The following is a 16,691-nucleotide window of genomic DNA, read 5'->3' on the forward strand; positions in this document are numbered from 1 at the left end:
TAAATTCAGTTTGCTGCCGGCTCAGCAACACTCTGGGCGAGCATGCGATTAATTCTTGGCAGAACGAGCGCATTTTGGATATAACGTTTTGTGAGCCTTGTAGGATTTTGCAACAAGCGATAAAGCCATTCTAGGCGTGAGCGCTGCATCCACTTCGGCGCCCTTTTTTCTTTGTCAGCAAGGAAAAGTATCGACGCCCCAATACATAACGCAATACCGTTGAATCGAGCCTGCTGTTTTAGCATCAGGGCGAGCTTCTCCTGTTGGGGCGAGCCAACCGCAAGGAACACGAAATCTGGCTGTGCACCTAGAATATTATCGATAACTTTTTTTACTTCGTCGCCCTTGTTTATAAATCCCATCGTCGGGTTATGGTGGGTTATATCCAGATAGGGAAATCTATCCCGAACGATGTTGATAACCTCATCCTCGCCGCCAAGGATATATATTCGGTCCCTACTATTTAGTTCGCTTTCGAATAGACGCCGCGTTAGGTCACTGCCAGTCACGACCTGCGGTATCTTGGTACCATGGCGATTGAGCAGAGCTTCTAGAATGCGACTGTCACAAAGTGACAAACTCGCATTGCGATAGATATGCTGAAGGCTTCCCGTGTCATCTTTTCTTGCGAGTCTGGCCAGGTGATCAACATTCGGTGTCACAATGTAACCTGCATGTTTATTTCTCTGCATTTCACGAATATGGTCAACGGCACTGTCCATACTCGCTGTATCGATGCGGCAAAGTCCAATATCGACAGAATGAATATCAGGCATTAGTAATCTCTATTTATATTCGATGATCGAAGTTTTGCACCCGGAGAACTGGCCCATGGCGAACTTCGTCACCCCAAAGAACTGCGGGATCTTTCCAATTTGTGTTAACACCCCGTAGACCAGGGAACGTCGAAATGAATTTCTACGCTGTAGTTTTCGTATAAATATACGGAACGCCATTGCCGGGTAGGCAAGAATTAGGAAGAGCGCGATTGGGGCAGAGAACGGATATATACTTATAATTAGAATTGGGAACACACACGCCCAGAAACAAATACTTGCGACTTCTCTAACACAATATGGATTTTGCTTGGTGGCGTGTAACGCACTGCGCGCAGCATAAGCAAATCCTGCGCGCTTATTTCGTAACCAGAATTGCCGGAAGCTTGTCATTGCTGCGTCATGCGAAGTCATTTCCTCCGCGATTCGCCAGATTTTCCAATTCTTTTTTCTCAGCCTAAAGCACATTTCGGGCTCTTCACCCGCGATCATTTCAGGGTTGAAGCCACCCACCGCGATTATCGCTTCCTTTCTCGCGAGAAAGTCACCGCCACAGGATTTTGTATCGCCTATTGGGGTATCCCATTCCATATCGCACAAAGCGTTATAAATGGTTCTTTGTGGATAGACTTCCCTTCTTCTCCCACATGTGATCGCCACATGTGGATTAACAGACAAAAAGGAAATCGCTTTCACTAACCAGCCGGGTTGTATGGCGCAATCGCCGTCAATGAACTGGATGTATTCAATATTTGGGTATTTTTCCAATAGATAGGCTAACCCGGTATTACGCGCACGCGCGGCGGTAAAACGCGTGGTCATATCGAGTTGTATAACGTCACTGCCTACGCTGTTCGCATACTCGACACTGCCGTCTGTTGAACCCGAGTCAACATACACAACTGGTGGTAAGTTAAGGTTGCTATCCTGATTCAGAGTGTCGTCGTTTTTATGCGCTTCAATTCCCGGGCTGATAGACTGGCGCTGCTCAAGTATTGAGTCGATACAACGGCGCAGCCGGTCTCCCTCATTCCTGCCGATAACGACAAATCCCAGAGTTGGTTCACCAAGCTTGTGTGCGTCATTGTTATGAGTAGGCATGTTCGCCCCCCACAGCAGTATCGTTTTGCTTCGTGCTCCAGTCCAAAGTATCTTCCACAACGCAATCTCTATAGTTGTCTACTGTAATTTCAGTACCCAGTAGATAACCAAGTTCTTCCAAATCACGATTTAATATGTGTTGAATCTTTCTAAGCGATGCTTCAGATAAAATAGGGCGTTTCTTCATCTGCAGACGTGATTTAACTGCGTTACGGAGTGCTCGCGGTACAAGAACTCTGCGTAGAAATTTTAGAACCGGATTTCCAATCAGGAATCTCGTTACAGGATTGGTGCGAAGGCGCTCAGAGGAAACATTGGTTTTAGACAAGTCATCTTGCCAGGTCACCTTACCGGTATAACCAATAAACTGTGCGATTCTCTCTAGTTCAGACTGTGGGTATGCTCTTAGCCGCTCGAAAAATACCGGCAGTATCTTGTCCCGGCCATATCGTTCAATAAATGGGCCCAACTGGCGTGCATAACAGCTATAGTTGAGCAACTCCGAATGTTGCTCAATTGCCTGGTTAATATCGACCTTTATATTGTTACAGCTCCATTCGTGGATATATTGCGATATCAGACGCTCAATCGGGTGGCGCATTACATAGATGAGCTTTGCGTTGGGCAGTGACTCATAGAGTCTCTCAACGGTCTTTGGGTAAGTGGGAAGCTTGGTATAGTGGGTGCTAGCCTCACCAAGAATATCGTCCCTTACGGCGCTCTCGAACAACCCTTTGTACCAGTCTGCACCCCGGGCATACTGTGCATCATCGCTAAAGAAATTTGGCTCCTTCAATTCGGGCATGTATATCCCATCAAGCTTACGCAGCTGCTCATAGATCGTCGTAGTTGCCGACTTCATGGACCCAATGATTACGAAATCTGGAAGAGTTTGCTTCTCTTGAATCATTGGTTTACCACTCGACTGCTTTTTCTTGGTGAGAAAGTAGTGGATGTCTGCGGGGCCAGGAAATCAATCCAGATATCACGCCATTCCCCTGGTATCCGGGGTCCAGGATATTTACCGCGCAGGCACTTCAGCATTCGGATGGCACGTCCGAAATACCACGCCAAATTCGCAATTAAGAGCCTTTTTTTGCCACCTAATAACATAAAATATCGAGTCCGTGACCGGTAGAAGTAGGCAGGTATACGTTTTTTGTTTTTAGCACTTTCTTTTACGCTGGAAGTACCACCACGCAGATGCACAACGCGGGCTCCCAACGCCTGTTCGATGGTATATCCTGCTTTCTGTATTCGTAGACAGTATTCAATGTCTTCGAAATACATAAAGAATTGCTCATCCATCAAGCCGATTTTTTTGATGACCTCTGCTCTCAGCAGGACACATGCAAAGCTTACCCAGTCAATCTGTTGCTCGGGTTCGTCAAGCTCTATAGGCGTATTTTTTCTACGCAGAATGTGTGAAATAAGTTGAATTTGTGCGCCGCGTATAAACTCACTGGTTACACCACGGCGTCGGAAGCGGCTGACCTGCGGCCTCCCGTCCAGATACTCAAGTCGGGGGCCAACTGCTGCGATTTTTGTGTCTCGTTGAATACGATCCATCAGGAGAGAAATAGCACCAGGACGAACGATCGTGTCGCTATTTAGCAACAAATAGAATTTCGCTCGAAGGCGCTTGATCCCGAGATTATTGCCGGCCGAAAACCCTCCATTGGCTGGAGATGCAAGTAAATGTACTTTTTCAGCAGTTGCCGCGTCAGTGCCGTCGATCCAGGCCTGGAGTGTTTCGATAGAGTGATCGCCAGAGGCATTATCAACCACGACCACGCCGGCACGGCTCGGTAGCTGTGGTACCAAGCTTTCCAGGCAATCTACGACGAGATCAGGTGTACGGTAGTTAACGATGACTACCGCAAGAGCTAAGGGAGCGCGACTTTCCATTGTCTGCTTCTATATGAGAGACCACTTCGCAAGGAAATGACCGAAATTCCATTTTAGTTATTGCAACGACTAGTGATCTTGGACTCGCAAAGTGCGTGCCAGTCCGTTCCATTCACTAGTAACTGGTGTATTGCTAGAGTTGGCCTTCCTATCCAGCCAGATAGCTACCTTTCAGTAATTTACATCCGGTGTACCCGAGCGCAGCGGTATCAATACCGTGCACTTTCCCCTGTCGCCGGTGCTGAAAGGTTCTCCAATACGAGATGCGGGTCACACTTTACCAAGAATTGATGACATTTCAAAAATTAACATCAAATAATGATTTATACGCCATGGTGGACATGCAAATAACTGAGAAAAATTTTGAGGGGATTAATGAAACAAGAATTCAAACTATCGAAAGTTAATAAAGCTGGCTCCCAATCGGTGCTACCTGGAAACCCCCGGTAAAGAAAACTGAAATTAAGGCTAGGTTTCACACACGTTTTACCCAGTGCAAAATTTCATGTGTGCCTGGTCCAGACCAGTGAGAAAGATGGACTAAAGTCCCGAATCATTTCTTGCAGGTTTTGGAGTCAACTCGTTGTACATTTTGTACAAACTGGATGCATTACTCATCCAATACTGCCATTTACCGCGATCTGGTACGGTACAGCAACGTGCCCCCCCTTGGCCATATCTTTTATTAATTCCAAGTCCAGTGGGTGGGTACAGGCTTTCTAGGCATAAAAAAACCACCCGAAGGTGGTTATCAAACAGGGTAAAACCCTTTCACTGGTGTGGTGCGGCCGATTCTTCGGCAGGGCACCGGGGTCGACACTTGGGAGTGGAGAAAACCTTTTCTTTCCTTGCGCAATCCATCACGCAATCACTCCTAAGTACCGACGCCGCTGCCCTGCCCCAGCAGCAAATACTTATTTCGGTTTATTTTTCGACGAACGCGCGCTCGATCACGTATTCGCGCGGGATACCGGCGCGTGTTTCGCTAAAGCCCCAGTCGTCGAGAATCTTGGTCAGATCCTTAAGCATGGCCGGGGAGCCGCACAGCATAAAGCGATCCTCTTCCACATTTGGCGTGGGCAGGCCGAGGTCACTGAACATTTTGCCGGACAACATCAGGTCGGTAAGGCGGCCATTGTTACGATAAGGCTCGCGGGTCACCGTGGGGTAATACAGCAGGCCGTTCTGTACCATTTCACCGAAGTACTCGTGCTCGGGCAGTTCCTTCTCGACGTAATCCTGATACGCCAGCTCAGACTTGAAGCGCACACCGTGGGTGAGAATCACCTGATCGAAGCGCTCGTAAACATCCGGGTCCTTGATGATGCTCATAAATGGTGCCAGACCGGTACCGGTGGACAGCAGCCACAGACGCTTGCCGGGCAATAGGTGGTCGGCCACCAGGGTGCCGGTGGGCTTGCGGCTGACAAAGATTTCATCACCGGGCTTGATTTTCTGCAGCTGCGAGGTCAGCGGGCCATCGGGCACCTTAATGCTGAAGAACTCCAGTTCATCCTCGTAGTTGGCGCTGGCAATGGAATAGGCGCGCAACAGCGGGCGACCGTTGGGCTGTTCTAGCCCGATCATGGTGAAGTGGCCGTTTTCGAAGCGGAACCCGGGGTCACGACTGGTTTTGAAGCTGAACAGCGTATCGTTCCAGTGATGGACCTCAAGCACCGTCTCTTTATTCAAGTTAGACATAACAATAGAACCGCTTATTCCTCAATTTCTCGGTGCATTCTAATGCTGGTAAATGTATTGGCAAAATGGGATATTTTGATATCTGTTATCTAATTTTCCGATACTTGGAGGCTGACACTATATGCGCTATTCCCTGCGCCAACTGGAAGTGTTTCTGGCTTGTGCTCACCACGAAAATGTCAGCCGCGCCGCGGAGAGCCTGAATATGTCGCAGTCGGCGGCGTCCACCGCGTTGAAGGAATTTGAGCAGCAGTTTGACCTGCGCCTCTTCGAACGTACTGGCAAGCGTTTGCGCTTGAATGAACTGGGCCGGCAATTGTGGCCGCGTGCGGAAGAATTACTGGAGCGCGCGCGGGAGCTGGAAGCCACCCTGATGGTACACAGCGACCTGGGCCGCCTTAAGATCGGGGCCACCCTGACCATCGGCAACTATCTGGCAGCGGGCATTATGGCGCGCTATATGGAGGAACAGCCCGAGGCCCGGGTAGAACTGGAGGTTGCCAACACCGCGGCAATTGCCCAGGGCGTAGTGAACTTTGAGCTGGATCTGGGCTTGATCGAAGGCGAGCTGAATCATCCGGATCTGGAAATGATCCCGTGGCGGGAAGACGAGCAGGTGGTGTTCTGCGCACCGGACCACCCTCTGGCAAAGCGCGCACAATTAAGTGACGAAGATTTGCGCGAGGCCACCTGGATTTTGCGGGAAACGGGTTCCGGTACCCGCCAGACCTTCGAACGCGCCCTTGCCGGACTGTTGCCGGAACTCAACATTCGCCTGGAGCTGCAACACACCGAAGCAATCAAGCGCGCGGTAGAAGCAGGGCTCGGTATCAGCTGCCTTTCACGAGTTTCCCTGACGGATGCGTTTCGTCGCGGCGCGCTGGTGGAATTGCCCGTGCCACAGCGGGATTTCAGCCGTGAATTTTACTTTGTGCTGCATCGACAAAAGTATCGCAGTGCCGGTATTGAGCGCTGGCTCGAGCTCTGTCGAAAAGTGCAATAAAGACATTGCTTATCGGCAACGGTTACCTAGAGACAAGCTTTATTGTATTTTTCCATCGTTAGCTCCACTGGCGCAGGCGTCGAGCCTATGGTTGTGCGTTTTGCGACTATGCGAATTACAGACACAAAAAAAGCGAGTCTCTTGAGAGACTCGCTTTGCGGTCGTACACGGGACAACGGCTCAAGCCATCACCCCGCTTTACCAAAAAGCGGGATTACTCCTCGGTCTTTTCCGCCAGAATGGTTGGCGCTTCGCCACGCTGCTCTGGGTGAGTCCACGCAGGCAGCAGGTTTTTGGCAATGGCCTGGCTGGCAATGTACGGGTATTTCGCCTTCAGAGCTTCCATATCCGCATCGTAGTTATCGGTAATGCTTACCTCAAAGGTACCGTTAGAGAAACCGGCAACGGCCTGATCGATCAACGGGATCACCAGGCCGGCACGAGGCTCTTCACCTTCGCGCGGCTTGATAGTGGCGGTGATATTACCCACATAAACCACTTCATTCGCCGGCACGTCGATTTCGTATTCAAACGGCAGGTCAGCCATTGCATTCAGTAGCAGCGGAACCTGACGTAGGAAACGGGCCAGCTTGATAGTTGCCTTACCGGGGGCCACGTCCATGCTGATAAAGTACTCTTTACCGCCCTTGTCCAGATCAGCGATCAGGGTAGGCTTGGTAAAGGAATAGTCTTTTTCGTTCTGGTTTACGAACACTGCGAGCAGGTTCGGCTGATGGCTGGGCTTGTTGTCGTTACGAATCGACAGCTTCGCCACCAGGATACTTTTCTCAGAAGTATCGATTGCGGCGACTTTGTCGTTCAACGGCATTTTGCTGACGCTTGCACAACCAGCAAACGCAACCACGGTTAACATCAAAACTACACGAGCGAGTACTTTCATGGATAACCCCAAAATTATTATTGGTATGTTTATGCAGCGAAATTAGTTCAGCGGAATCAGCTGCGCTTTGGCTTCATCGGTCAGCTGGTGAACGGAAGCGATGGACAGGGTTTCAAGACCGGTAGCCGCAGTTACAGGAGCCAGGGAAACGTTGGCGGATTCCGGCAGTTTCCACATAGCGCCAGTGGCCGGGTCAACAATCAGCATGCCGATCAGGCCGCCGAACAGAATGTTACCGATGTACCAGCCGTCCATGCCTGCACGCAGCTGGAAGCTCTGCTCTTCGAAGCCGGCCATCTGGAACTTCACCACGTAGCTCGCGGAGGAGAAGAAGCCGTCAGAGGCAGACAGGGTGATGGTGTCCGGGGTAACGCCGGTGTGAACATCGAAACCAGCTTCATTCACAACAACAAAGTTGGCACCCGCGGGGTTGCTGTTGATGGTTACAGGGTAATTACTGTCACTGAGGATACTCGCACAACCAGATACCAGCCCGAGACCCGCAATTGCCGCCACTAAAGTAATTTTTTTCAACATGATGAAGCCTTAACAATATTGTTGTTTATCTATTTGCTGGACGAATGCTCCGCCAGCGGTCGGCAAGGCTATCACGAAATCTGGTAAGTGGGTCCCAAATAGCGATTACATGTCATTACAGGTGGGCTCTGATCGCACTTTGATCAATGTCGGCTATTTATTTCCAGCAAACAACTCGCCAAAAAAATCAGCGCGATTCCAGCGCGGTTTCTGTGCGGAATCCGCGACTTCCCATGCGATTGCGTAATTCACTTCGGCAAATTGCTGTGCCGCCACGTAGTTAACCCCCGCATCTGCTGTGTCACTGGGACTGTGATAGTGATTGCGCAGGAACTGGATCTGCGCGCGGCTGCCGTCGACCTCGCCGTTAATGGCCTCGCGCCCGGTGATGAGGTAAATCGCCGGGATGCCCCGGCGTACAAAACTGTAATGGTCGCTGCGCACAAAGATGACCTGCTCGGGCATGGGGTCTGGACTCAGCTTGAGGCCTGTGCGACGGGCAGCGCGGGTGGCGGTTTTACCGAGACTGGAATGCTCGGCACCGAAGGCGATGACATCGCGGAACGGATACAGCAGCATCGGCATATCGAGGTTGATGTTGGCCACCATGGACTTGGGGGCAACCGGCGGGTGCCGGGCAAAGTAATCCGAGCCGAGCAGGCCCTCTTCTTCCGCGGTTACCGCCACAAACAGAATGGAACGCCTGGGCGCGCGGTTCGCGGTGGTAAACAGCCGTGCGACCTCCAACATCACCGCGATACCGGCGGCATTATCCTGTGCGCCGTTGTTAATAAGCCCCGTGCCGGGCTCAATGCCGATATGGTCCAGGTGTGCGGAAAAGATGATGTACTCGTGTCTGAGCTTGGGGTCGCGCCCCGGCAGGAGGCCGACCACGTTCGGGCTGGAGATACGCTGGTGCTTGGCGCTGCTGGTGAGGGTGGCGGTATACGGCAGGGCAAATCCCTGCGGCACCAGGCCGTTTTCAATTTCGGTGAAGATGGTGTCGAGACTGCGTGCGGCACCCATGAACAATTGCTTGGCCGCCGGGATATCGAGCATGACGCCCGGTTGCAGGTGCTGGATGCTGTTACCGGGCGTGCCGTCGGCACGCAGCCAGTCCCAGCGCGGGTCCTGCACATGCTTGGCGGAAGCGGCAAACGCGCGGCGCAGCTCGCGTATGGGGGTATTCAGGGTAATGGTGCCGACTGCTCCGTGGCGCGCGGCGGTCTGCTGCTTGGTGCGGTTGGAAGCGAAGTGGGCACCCACCTCATTCGGCAGGTACTGCGGGCGCCCGGACAGGTACACGACAATTTTGCCCTGCACATCCAGCCCGGCATAGTCGTCGACACCATAGGCGGGCGCATCGATACCATAGCCAACAAATACGAGGCCGGCCGTCGTCGCACTGTCGTTATGCGCCGTCGAGGGGGCACCGAGAAAATCCACCCCCAGGTCAAAGGTGATGTCACCCTCGCGGCTATGCAGTACCAGTGTCGCCGCACCGTCTCCCCAAAGCGCTTTGCGCAGCGGCACCTGTTGGAAGTAATCAGCACCGGTGATAGAAGTCAGCCCGAGCTTGGCAAATCGGTCAGCCACATAATCCGCTGCCTGCTGGTAACCGGCAGAACCGGTTTCCCGCCCCTGTAAGCGGTCGTCCGCCAAAAATTCCACATCCACGCGCATGCTGTCCATGTCGGCGCGAGGCGTCGCTGGCAGCTGCGCGAGTCCGACGCAGGCACTCAGCAACCCTGTAAACACGAGGGAAACAAACCATGCTATCGGGCGGAACGGTTGCGGTACTTTTATAAAGTTTGCGCGGATCGCACGTATGAAGTTTGCGGAGATGGCACTGAAGCGGGACATGCTGGGCTCATTCTAATACTCGAAACGCCGACAGCTTATCACGGCACCGCACGGGACACCGGCGATTGCTCAACATAGGTTTTGCGATCAATGCCGCGTATTGAGCGATACGGAGAAACTCGCAGCGACGGCGCGCTCGGCGAGTTCGTGGGCGCGGTCAGCACAGAAATCGCCGTGACCGGCAAGCATATGCTGAAATGGAAGATCGAGCAGCCGCTCAAAGTCGGTGGCAAGCCAGCACTGACTATTTTCCCCTTCCGGGGTGGCGCGGCGGCACCAGGCCGGCGATACCTGCATCCCTCGATGCATCCCGCTCAGGCGCAGTGCCCAGCGTCCGGCCCAGTTACAGGCCGTCCAGCTACTCCAGTATTGCAGGGAGTCCCCGGTAAGCAGCAATCCGCCGGAATTGGGGACATACAATGCCGCCTCCGGAATCTCGCTGTGGCTGAATTCAAATATCTGGCCATCCGGCACCGGGCAGCGGCCGCCCTCTTCCAGGAATTCGTCCGCGGCAGGGACCGGATAATAGTCGGAGTGGTGTTGTCGCCAGAAAAATACATTAAAACGGTCGCGATAGTAGAGATCATCGCATCCAAAGAAATATCCGAGACGCACCGCCTGGCGCACATTGCCGAGATCGCACAGGCGCTCTTCCTGTAAACGGGTGAGACGTATGGGGTTGACCAACAGTAAGTCGTCCCCGCTGCGCACGATGCCCATATTGCGATTGACCAGCACTCCCGGCGCAACCCGAGCCTGACCGCGCACCACAAAAAAATCCGGCAACAACTGGCGGATTGGCCCGTGGGGCAGTGGCGGCGGATAGGCGATATGCATGGTCGGCAGCGCACTCCTCTATTCAAGAAAGGTTTTCTCTGGGGCGCTCCCTGCCATCGGCAAACTCCGCCCAGACACGCACATCTGGGCGGAGAAAGGGAAAGGTAACTACTTGTTAGGAATACTGCAGGCGGTTGCTGATGCCATAGAGGATCTGCATCGCATGTGTGGCATCACGGGCGCGTACCAGAATGTGCTCGTGATAGCGCGCAGAAACCACATTGGCCTGAATCCCGGCATCGGCGAGTTCACGTAAAATTGTGGCGGTGAACCCAGGCGCTTCCACGCCGTCAACGAACTGTAGGGTAATCTGCCGGTAGTCGTCACTGACCGGTAACTGTCCCAGCTCGGCGAGGTTTTTTGGCAGTAACGCCGTAATACCTTCACGCTCGCGGAAAATACACCGGCAATGCGCCAAGTGTTCCCGCAACTGGGGCTCATCCAGCACACACAAACCCAGTACTTCGCGATCGAGAATCGGGGTCAGCCGCAATAGCAGCTGGTCGATTTTTACCTGAGCATTCATTGGCGGTCTCTCCTGGATTTGTCCTTCACCCGCGCCTTGGCGGATTTACTTTTTGACGATGTTTTCTGGCCTGGGACTTTGCCCTTGGGCTCATCCACTGCTGGTCCAAAGTCTTCACCGGTAAATTCTGGTTCCCCTTCTACCGGGGTGGTATCTACGAGTTGTTCGTGTTCGCTCTGTTGCGCTTCCTGCTCCCAGCGGTCCAGCGCCAGGTCGATATCTTTTTCCACATCCATGCGCGGGAAAATCGGACAGGGAGCGTTTTTTTCCGGGTTGTGCCAAGCAGACAGGGGCGCGACGAAAACCACTAGGGATTTATGCAGGTAGTTGCGACCGATGCTGGCTTCGGTCCAGGTGGTCTGCCAGGCGAATTTGCCTTTTACGGCGTAATCACTCTCGTAGGATTTGAGCGTGAGGAAGTAGGGATAGACGCGGCCGCCCCGGCACACAATACGGCGCTCGGTTTTGATATTGGCCATCTGGGTATGCGGATCGAAATACCAGCTTATGTCGTAGCCATAGGCAAATTGCATCTCATCGCCATGGCGATTGAACGCATAGGAGCGACCGGTGCCGTCTTTGTTCAGGCTCCACACGTGCTGCGCTTCGCCGTCGCGGGAGATCAGCCAATTTCCCACCCACTGCTCGGCCTGCAAACGCGACTCCACCTCCCAGCCGGGATACTGGCCTGGTTGCTCGCGGGTGGAATTCTGCGGTGATTTGTGCTGCAGATCCTTGGAAGGGCCAGGAGGGGACGAAGAACCAGCAGCGGAATCTTGTGCCGAAACCACCCCTGTCGACGACAACAAAACAACGCCCGCCGCGATCAGCGTTTGTTTGCTGGTGACCAGTAGCTTGTGAATAAAGCGTTGCTGCATGACTGCCAGGCTCCGCTTGCGCTGTATTCTTCCCTGAGATGAATACCTGCCCCTATGACCCGGGCCGGAGACTTCCTTCCCCGGCCGCAGGCTGGACGCCTTCGTTGCCAGCGCGCTGGCCTGTACTTTGATCAGTACCACTTTGCTCAGCACTGCCTTGTGCGCTCTGGCTTCAATTGCCGGCCGAGGCGGTCTGCGGGGTCTCTTTCCGCTCGCGATCGTACAGATTGGGGCACTCGGCGCCGTGATTGGGTGTTTCCCAATCACCAAGACGGCGCTGAAAGGCCAGGATACCGCCGTTGTGCTGGCGCCAATGACGACCGTCAATCACGTTGAAGTCTAAGGTGACCGCGCTCCAACCGGTAAATTGCGCGTACACCATGCCACTGTTGCAGTGCAGCGTGCCGCCGGTGCGGATACGCACCGTATCGCCGTTAATGCGCCAGGAGATCGCAAAGCCATGGGTAAGCTGACCATCTGCGCGGAAACCGTGCGCAAAGCCGGTACCGTCAGCGTGGAGTTGCCACACCAGCTGCTCATCCCCCTGCCCCACCACCAGCCAGTTACCGACCCAGCTTTTGGCCGCAGCCTGGTTGCCGGTCTGCTCCTGCGCGGAGGCGAATACGGGGAGAATCAGGAACACTGCAAAGGTAAGGACGTAGGATTGCAGCAGGGATACGAGAACGGGACGGAAGGACAACTGACGCAACAACTTCATGCGGCACTCTTCTCTGTTGGGTTCAACGACTGGCGGTTATTTGCACAACCTAATTAAAAGCCTAGTCGTAAATCTCAACAGTGGCAGCGAATGCGACAATTTTCTTTGTTTTCGCGTCAAGCCAGCCTAAGAGGCTATGTGGTCACCAACCAAAGGGATCGGCGTTTCTTACCTACCCTGTGCGCCGGCGACGCAAGCCGAACCACAACAACAGCCCGAGCGCCAGCGCGGCAACAAACAGTATCCCCGCCCACACATAGATGACGCTGCTGCTTGTGGGCTGCAATAACTCCCTGCCCTTCACCACACTGGCGAGTAGGCGCTGAAACTGCTCGATCACCTCATTGGCCGGTGCGCGCGCGAGAATGGCCTCACGCAACGCCTGCCACTGTTGATCGAGCTGGGCTGCGAGTGCCGGATCGCGCTCAGCCAATTGCGCGCGTGCCGGCAGGTAGCCGCTGCGCAGGGCCAGCATCAGTTTGTGGTAGGCGTCCGCGGGGTCGCCACCGCGATAGGTAATGTGCGCCAGATAGATCAGGCCCGCGGCCCGGGCCAGCGGGTGCTGCAAGGCGCGGGTCTGTTCCGGGTGGGCGCGCCACCACATCAGCGACGCGCGCGCCGGTTCGGGAAGTTCTGACGGGCGCAACACCGCCATGCCGGGAAGGCCAACCAGTGCCGGGTACTGTTCGGCAAGTTTGCGTGATGGCGCCACCGGTGGCGCGCTGAAGCTGGCCACCTTGACCGCCAGCGCCCAGCGCTGGCGACTGCTGAGGTCGCCGTCCACGGCCTCGTCGTGGGCATCGTTGCGGGTGGGCTCCAGCACATTGTAAAAGTCGTACAGACTCAGGTTCACCATGCGCGCGGGATCATTCAGCGCGCGCTCCGGTTGCTCGGCAACGCCATTTTCCCCATGGCAGTGCTGGCAGCGGTCGCGATACAGGGCGTTGGCCTCGCTCGCGGCAGGCAGGGGTTCTGCCGGGGAACGGGGCAATTGATAGAGGGCTGCCAGGCGGTCGGCCGCCGTGTTGGCGCGGCGCCGTACCAGGTCCGCGGCGTCTTTGCCGGAAATTGCCGCCTGCAGCGACTGCAGTGTATTGAGCAGCTGGGCCCGCCCCGGCCTGTCGGGCAGCTCCGCCACCAGATCGGCGGCCAGTTCAGCGTTTTCGCGAGTCTGTCGATACAACCCGCGATCCCGCACACTGCCCTCGGCGACCGCCTCGGGATAATCCACCGCGACAAATGACAGTAGGCTCACCGCGCGCGCCGCAATATCCACCGGGGTCTGCTGCACGGGCAGCGGTTCTTCGATCGCCTGCCCCTCAGGAACCTGCGCGACGGCCAGCAGCCACCCAGCCCAAAGGCTGAGCAACAGAGCAATCAATACTGGCAGGGGCAAGTTGCGCATTCTGGCACTGGCGAAATTGGTGGCGGTACCCACTGTTAGCCTAGCAGTGAGGCGGCGCAGGGATATTCAGGCATAAAAAAACCCCGCGATTGCGGGGTTGTTCGAGCGGAGCAGGTTGGGCGCGATCAGCCCTTCTCGGCGCGCTCTTTTTCTACCAGGAAGTCCACTACGTCCAGCATGATCTGCTGACCGTTGGACTTGCCCTTGATGCCCGGCAGCGAGGTGCTGATACGGTATTTGCCGGCAACAACCATTTCCGGGGTACCGGTCAGTTTGTAGGCACGCTGTTTCGCCTGACCCTGCTTGACCTTGCTGTTGATCGCGAAGCCATTCATCAGTTTCACCGCTTTGGCGCCGTCGGCACCGGCATCGTTGAACAGGGCTTCAATAGCCGCATCATCGACTTTCCAGTCGCGACCGTCGCGGGTGGCGAACATTTTGCGCTGCTGGGCGATGGCGGCAAAGATCGGCTCGTGCACCTTGTCCAGTACACCCATGGCGTCCGCCACGTAGAACATACGCGCGTGGATCTCCATCACCGGCTGCCAAATGGCCGGGATTTTTTTCAGCGCCACATCGGCCGGCATGGTTTTCTGCCACTTTTTCAGCGGAGACTCAAAGTGGTAGCAGTGGCCACAGCCGTACCAGAAGAGCTCGGTCACTTCGATCTTGCTGTCGTCATCCTGGGCAACGGCCTGCGGGAGTACTTCGTAGTGCTGACCGGCCTTGAATTTGCCCGGGGCTTCCTGGGCACAGGCTGCCAGGCTCAGCAGCATGGTAAAGAGTGCGACGACGGCTTTCATAAAGAGTTACTCCCAAAATTTATTCTGTGTGCCTGCATCAGTCTGGCCCCAGTATGCTCGGGCTCAGCTGACTCCTGGCTGAATATAGACCGCGGAAATTATTGAAGTTCCCGACGGCCGGTGCAAGCTGGGTTCGGCAGGCGGAAACAAAAAGGCCGGTCAGTGACCGGCCTTTCTCGCAACGACCTACCGCTTACTCGGTCAGGCCCGCTACGTAGTTCGCAACCGCCTTGATTTCGGCGTCGGACAGCTGGCGCGCCACGGTACGCATGGTGCGGGTATCACCGTCGTTGGCACGGGTGCCTTCACGGAAAGCCTTCAGCTGCTTCTCCACGTATTCTGCGTACTGGCCAGACAGGCGCGGGTAAGCCGCGGGCGCGTTACCCAGGCCACTAGGTGAGTGACAACCCATGCACGCGGGGACACCGGTTTCGCTGTTGCCAGCGCGGTAGATCTCGCGACCCAGGGCCAGGCCATCCACGTTGTCGCCGTTGTTCAGCATCACGGAGAAGGCGGTAGAACCGGAAATCTGGATGTTCTGCGACGCGTAGAAGGCGGCGATATCCTGCAGGTCCTGATCGGTCATGTTGTCGAGCTGGCCGGTCATTTCGGGAATGGACCGCGCACCGCTCTTCACGTCACGCAACTGCTTGAGCAGGTACTTGTCGCCGAGACCGGCGATTTTCGGGAACGTCGGCGCCGGGCTATTGCCGTCCGCACCGTGGCAGGCTATGCAGGCAGCGGCCTTGGCCTGCCCCGCACTGGCGTCACCGGCAGCGTGTCCCATCTGGGCAAAAGCGATCATCCCCAAAGCCAGAGCGGCCTTCTTTATAATGCTGTTCATACGTCGTCCTGTTGCGCGCTGAAGTTTTGCACCCATCTTCGCTGCTGGCGGCACCCAAACGCCCTTAAACCATCAGCGACGATAAAACCGCGGCATTATATACTTGCGCGCCATCTGAGTGTACCGGGAAGTCCCATGTCTGAAGCCAATGTTAAACGAATCAATTACCGCCACGCCGAATTTCTGATCAGCGCACCCACCCTGGCGGAATGCCCGGTGGATTCTGGCGCCGAAGTGGCCTTCGCCGGCCGCTCCAATGCCGGCAAGTCCAGTGCGATCAACGCACTCACCGACAACAATAAACTGGCGCGGACCTCCAAGACGCCCGGACGCACCCAGTTGATCAACTTCTTCAGCCTGAGCGAGTCCCAGCGGCTGGTCGACCTGCCGGGCTACGGCTACGCCAAGGTGGCGCGCGCGATGAAGGACGAATGGCAACGCAATCTGGCGTTTTATCTGGAGAACCGCCAATGCCTGAAGGGGCTGGTGCTGTTAATGGACATTCGCCAGCCGCTGAAAGAATTCGATTTGCAGATGTTGAACTGGGCGGTCAAGTCCGGCCTGCCCGCACATATCCTGCTGACCAAGGCCGATAAACTGAAAAATGGCCCCGCCAACAACACGCGCTTTGCCGTAGAGAAGGAATTGAAGGCGCTCGAGCTGGACCACAACGTTACGGTTCAGATTTTCTCCGCCCCCAAACGCAAGGGCCTCGACAAGCTGGAGCGTCAGTTGAATCAGTGGCTGGCCCTGCCGCAGGACGACTCTGAGGCAGAACAGGCTGACGCGTGAATTGCACCGCCAAATTTCGTCTAGACTCAAGGTAAGCCGTTCATTTTTTAGCCAACCACAGGGCGATGAGCCGCTCACAGGATGTTTTCCCGGGCCTC

The 16,691-nt window shown here is 55.1% G+C and carries 17 protein-coding genes; 2 read left to right on the top strand and 15 right to left on the bottom strand.

From position 1 onward, the window contains the following. Positions 1–5 precede the first annotated feature (5 nt). The 5 genes from ACP15R_RS19785 to ACP15R_RS19805 all read right to left on the bottom strand — a co-directional run bounded on the left by ACP15R_RS19785 (position 6) and on the right by ACP15R_RS19805 (position 5,486). The gene (locus ACP15R_RS19785) at positions 6–776 is read right to left on the bottom strand and encodes a WecB/TagA/CpsF family glycosyltransferase (protein WP_224868368.1); all 771 of its coding nucleotides are present in this window, start codon (positions 774–776) and stop codon (positions 6–8) included. A gap of 9 nt (positions 777–785) precedes the next feature. Continuing rightward, the gene (locus ACP15R_RS19790; protein WP_224868366.1) at positions 786–1,877 is read right to left on the bottom strand and encodes a glycosyltransferase; all 1,092 of its coding nucleotides are present in this window, start codon (positions 1,875–1,877) and stop codon (positions 786–788) included. Beyond that, entirely contained in the window at positions 1,864–2,787 is a 924-nt protein-coding gene (locus ACP15R_RS19795) for a sulfotransferase family protein (RefSeq protein ID WP_424987908.1), read from the bottom strand. The genes ACP15R_RS19790 and ACP15R_RS19795 overlap by 14 nt, the downstream gene beginning before the upstream one ends. Then, entirely contained in the window at positions 2,784–3,785 is a 1,002-nt protein-coding gene (locus tag ACP15R_RS19800; protein WP_224868362.1) for a glycosyltransferase family 2 protein, read from the bottom strand. The genes ACP15R_RS19795 and ACP15R_RS19800 overlap by 4 nt, the downstream gene beginning before the upstream one ends. A 924-nt stretch (positions 3,786–4,709) precedes the next feature. Continuing rightward, positions 4,710–5,486: a ferredoxin--NADP reductase gene (locus ACP15R_RS19805; protein WP_224868360.1), complete on the bottom strand. Its 777-nt coding sequence runs from the start codon at positions 5,484–5,486 to the stop codon at positions 4,710–4,712. A 121-nt stretch (positions 5,487–5,607) separates the two neighbouring features. On the opposite strand from ACP15R_RS19805, the gene ACP15R_RS19810 reads away from it, so the two are divergent. Next, positions 5,608–6,489 carry a LysR family transcriptional regulator gene (locus ACP15R_RS19810; protein ID WP_224868358.1) on the top strand — a complete coding sequence of 294 codons (882 nt, stop codon included), beginning with the start codon at positions 5,608–5,610 and terminating at the stop codon, positions 6,487–6,489. A gap of 214 nt (positions 6,490–6,703) precedes the next feature. Here the strand turns inward: ACP15R_RS19810 and ACP15R_RS19815 are convergent, their stop codons facing one another. From ACP15R_RS19815 to ACP15R_RS19860, 10 genes are all read right to left on the bottom strand, one after another. Continuing rightward, complete coding sequence (locus ACP15R_RS19815; protein WP_224868356.1) at positions 6,704–7,390, bottom strand: hypothetical protein; 687 nt, start codon at positions 7,388–7,390, stop codon at positions 6,704–6,706. A gap of 42 nt (positions 7,391–7,432) precedes the next feature. After that, positions 7,433–7,927: a hypothetical protein gene (locus ACP15R_RS19820; protein ID WP_077399208.1), complete on the bottom strand. Its 495-nt coding sequence runs from the start codon at positions 7,925–7,927 to the stop codon at positions 7,433–7,435. A 153-nt stretch (positions 7,928–8,080) separates the two neighbouring features. After that, the gene (locus ACP15R_RS19825) at positions 8,081–9,790 is read right to left on the bottom strand and encodes a M28 family metallopeptidase (RefSeq protein WP_224868354.1); all 1,710 of its coding nucleotides are present in this window, start codon (positions 9,788–9,790) and stop codon (positions 8,081–8,083) included. 87 nt (positions 9,791–9,877) lie between these two features. After that, entirely contained in the window at positions 9,878–10,627 is a 750-nt protein-coding gene (locus ACP15R_RS19830) for a hypothetical protein (protein WP_224868352.1), read from the bottom strand. A gap of 115 nt (positions 10,628–10,742) precedes the next feature. Further along, entirely contained in the window at positions 10,743–11,153 is a 411-nt protein-coding gene (locus ACP15R_RS19835; protein WP_224868350.1) for an ACT domain-containing protein, read from the bottom strand. Further along, complete coding sequence (locus ACP15R_RS19840) at positions 11,150–12,031, bottom strand: hypothetical protein (RefSeq protein WP_224868348.1); 882 nt, start codon at positions 12,029–12,031, stop codon at positions 11,150–11,152. The genes ACP15R_RS19835 and ACP15R_RS19840 overlap by 4 nt, the downstream gene beginning before the upstream one ends. Before the next feature lie 172 nt (positions 12,032–12,203). Beyond that, the gene (locus ACP15R_RS19845) at positions 12,204–12,749 is read right to left on the bottom strand and encodes a hypothetical protein (protein ID WP_224868346.1); all 546 of its coding nucleotides are present in this window, start codon (positions 12,747–12,749) and stop codon (positions 12,204–12,206) included. A 172-nt stretch (positions 12,750–12,921) separates the two neighbouring features. Further along, positions 12,922–14,145, bottom strand: a complete 1,224-nt coding sequence (locus ACP15R_RS19850; protein ID WP_424987909.1) for a hypothetical protein — start codon at positions 14,143–14,145, stop codon at positions 12,922–12,924. Positions 14,146–14,279: 134 nt separating this feature from the next. Further along, positions 14,280–14,957 carry a thiol:disulfide interchange protein DsbA/DsbL gene (locus ACP15R_RS19855; protein WP_224868343.1) on the bottom strand — a complete coding sequence of 226 codons (678 nt, stop codon included), beginning with the start codon at positions 14,955–14,957 and terminating at the stop codon, positions 14,280–14,282. A 193-nt stretch (positions 14,958–15,150) separates the two neighbouring features. Next, positions 15,151–15,801, bottom strand: coding sequence for a c-type cytochrome (locus ACP15R_RS19860; RefSeq protein ID WP_224868341.1), 651 nt, complete (start codon positions 15,799–15,801; stop codon positions 15,151–15,153). 135 nt (positions 15,802–15,936) lie between these two features. Between ACP15R_RS19860 and yihA the strand changes: the two genes are divergently transcribed. Beyond that, the gene (gene yihA, locus ACP15R_RS19865; RefSeq protein WP_224868339.1) at positions 15,937–16,593 is read left to right on the top strand and encodes a ribosome biogenesis GTP-binding protein YihA/YsxC; all 657 of its coding nucleotides are present in this window, start codon (positions 15,937–15,939) and stop codon (positions 16,591–16,593) included. Positions 16,594–16,691: the final 98 nt, after the last annotated feature.

This window comes from Microbulbifer sp. S227A (genome assembly GCF_049800935.1).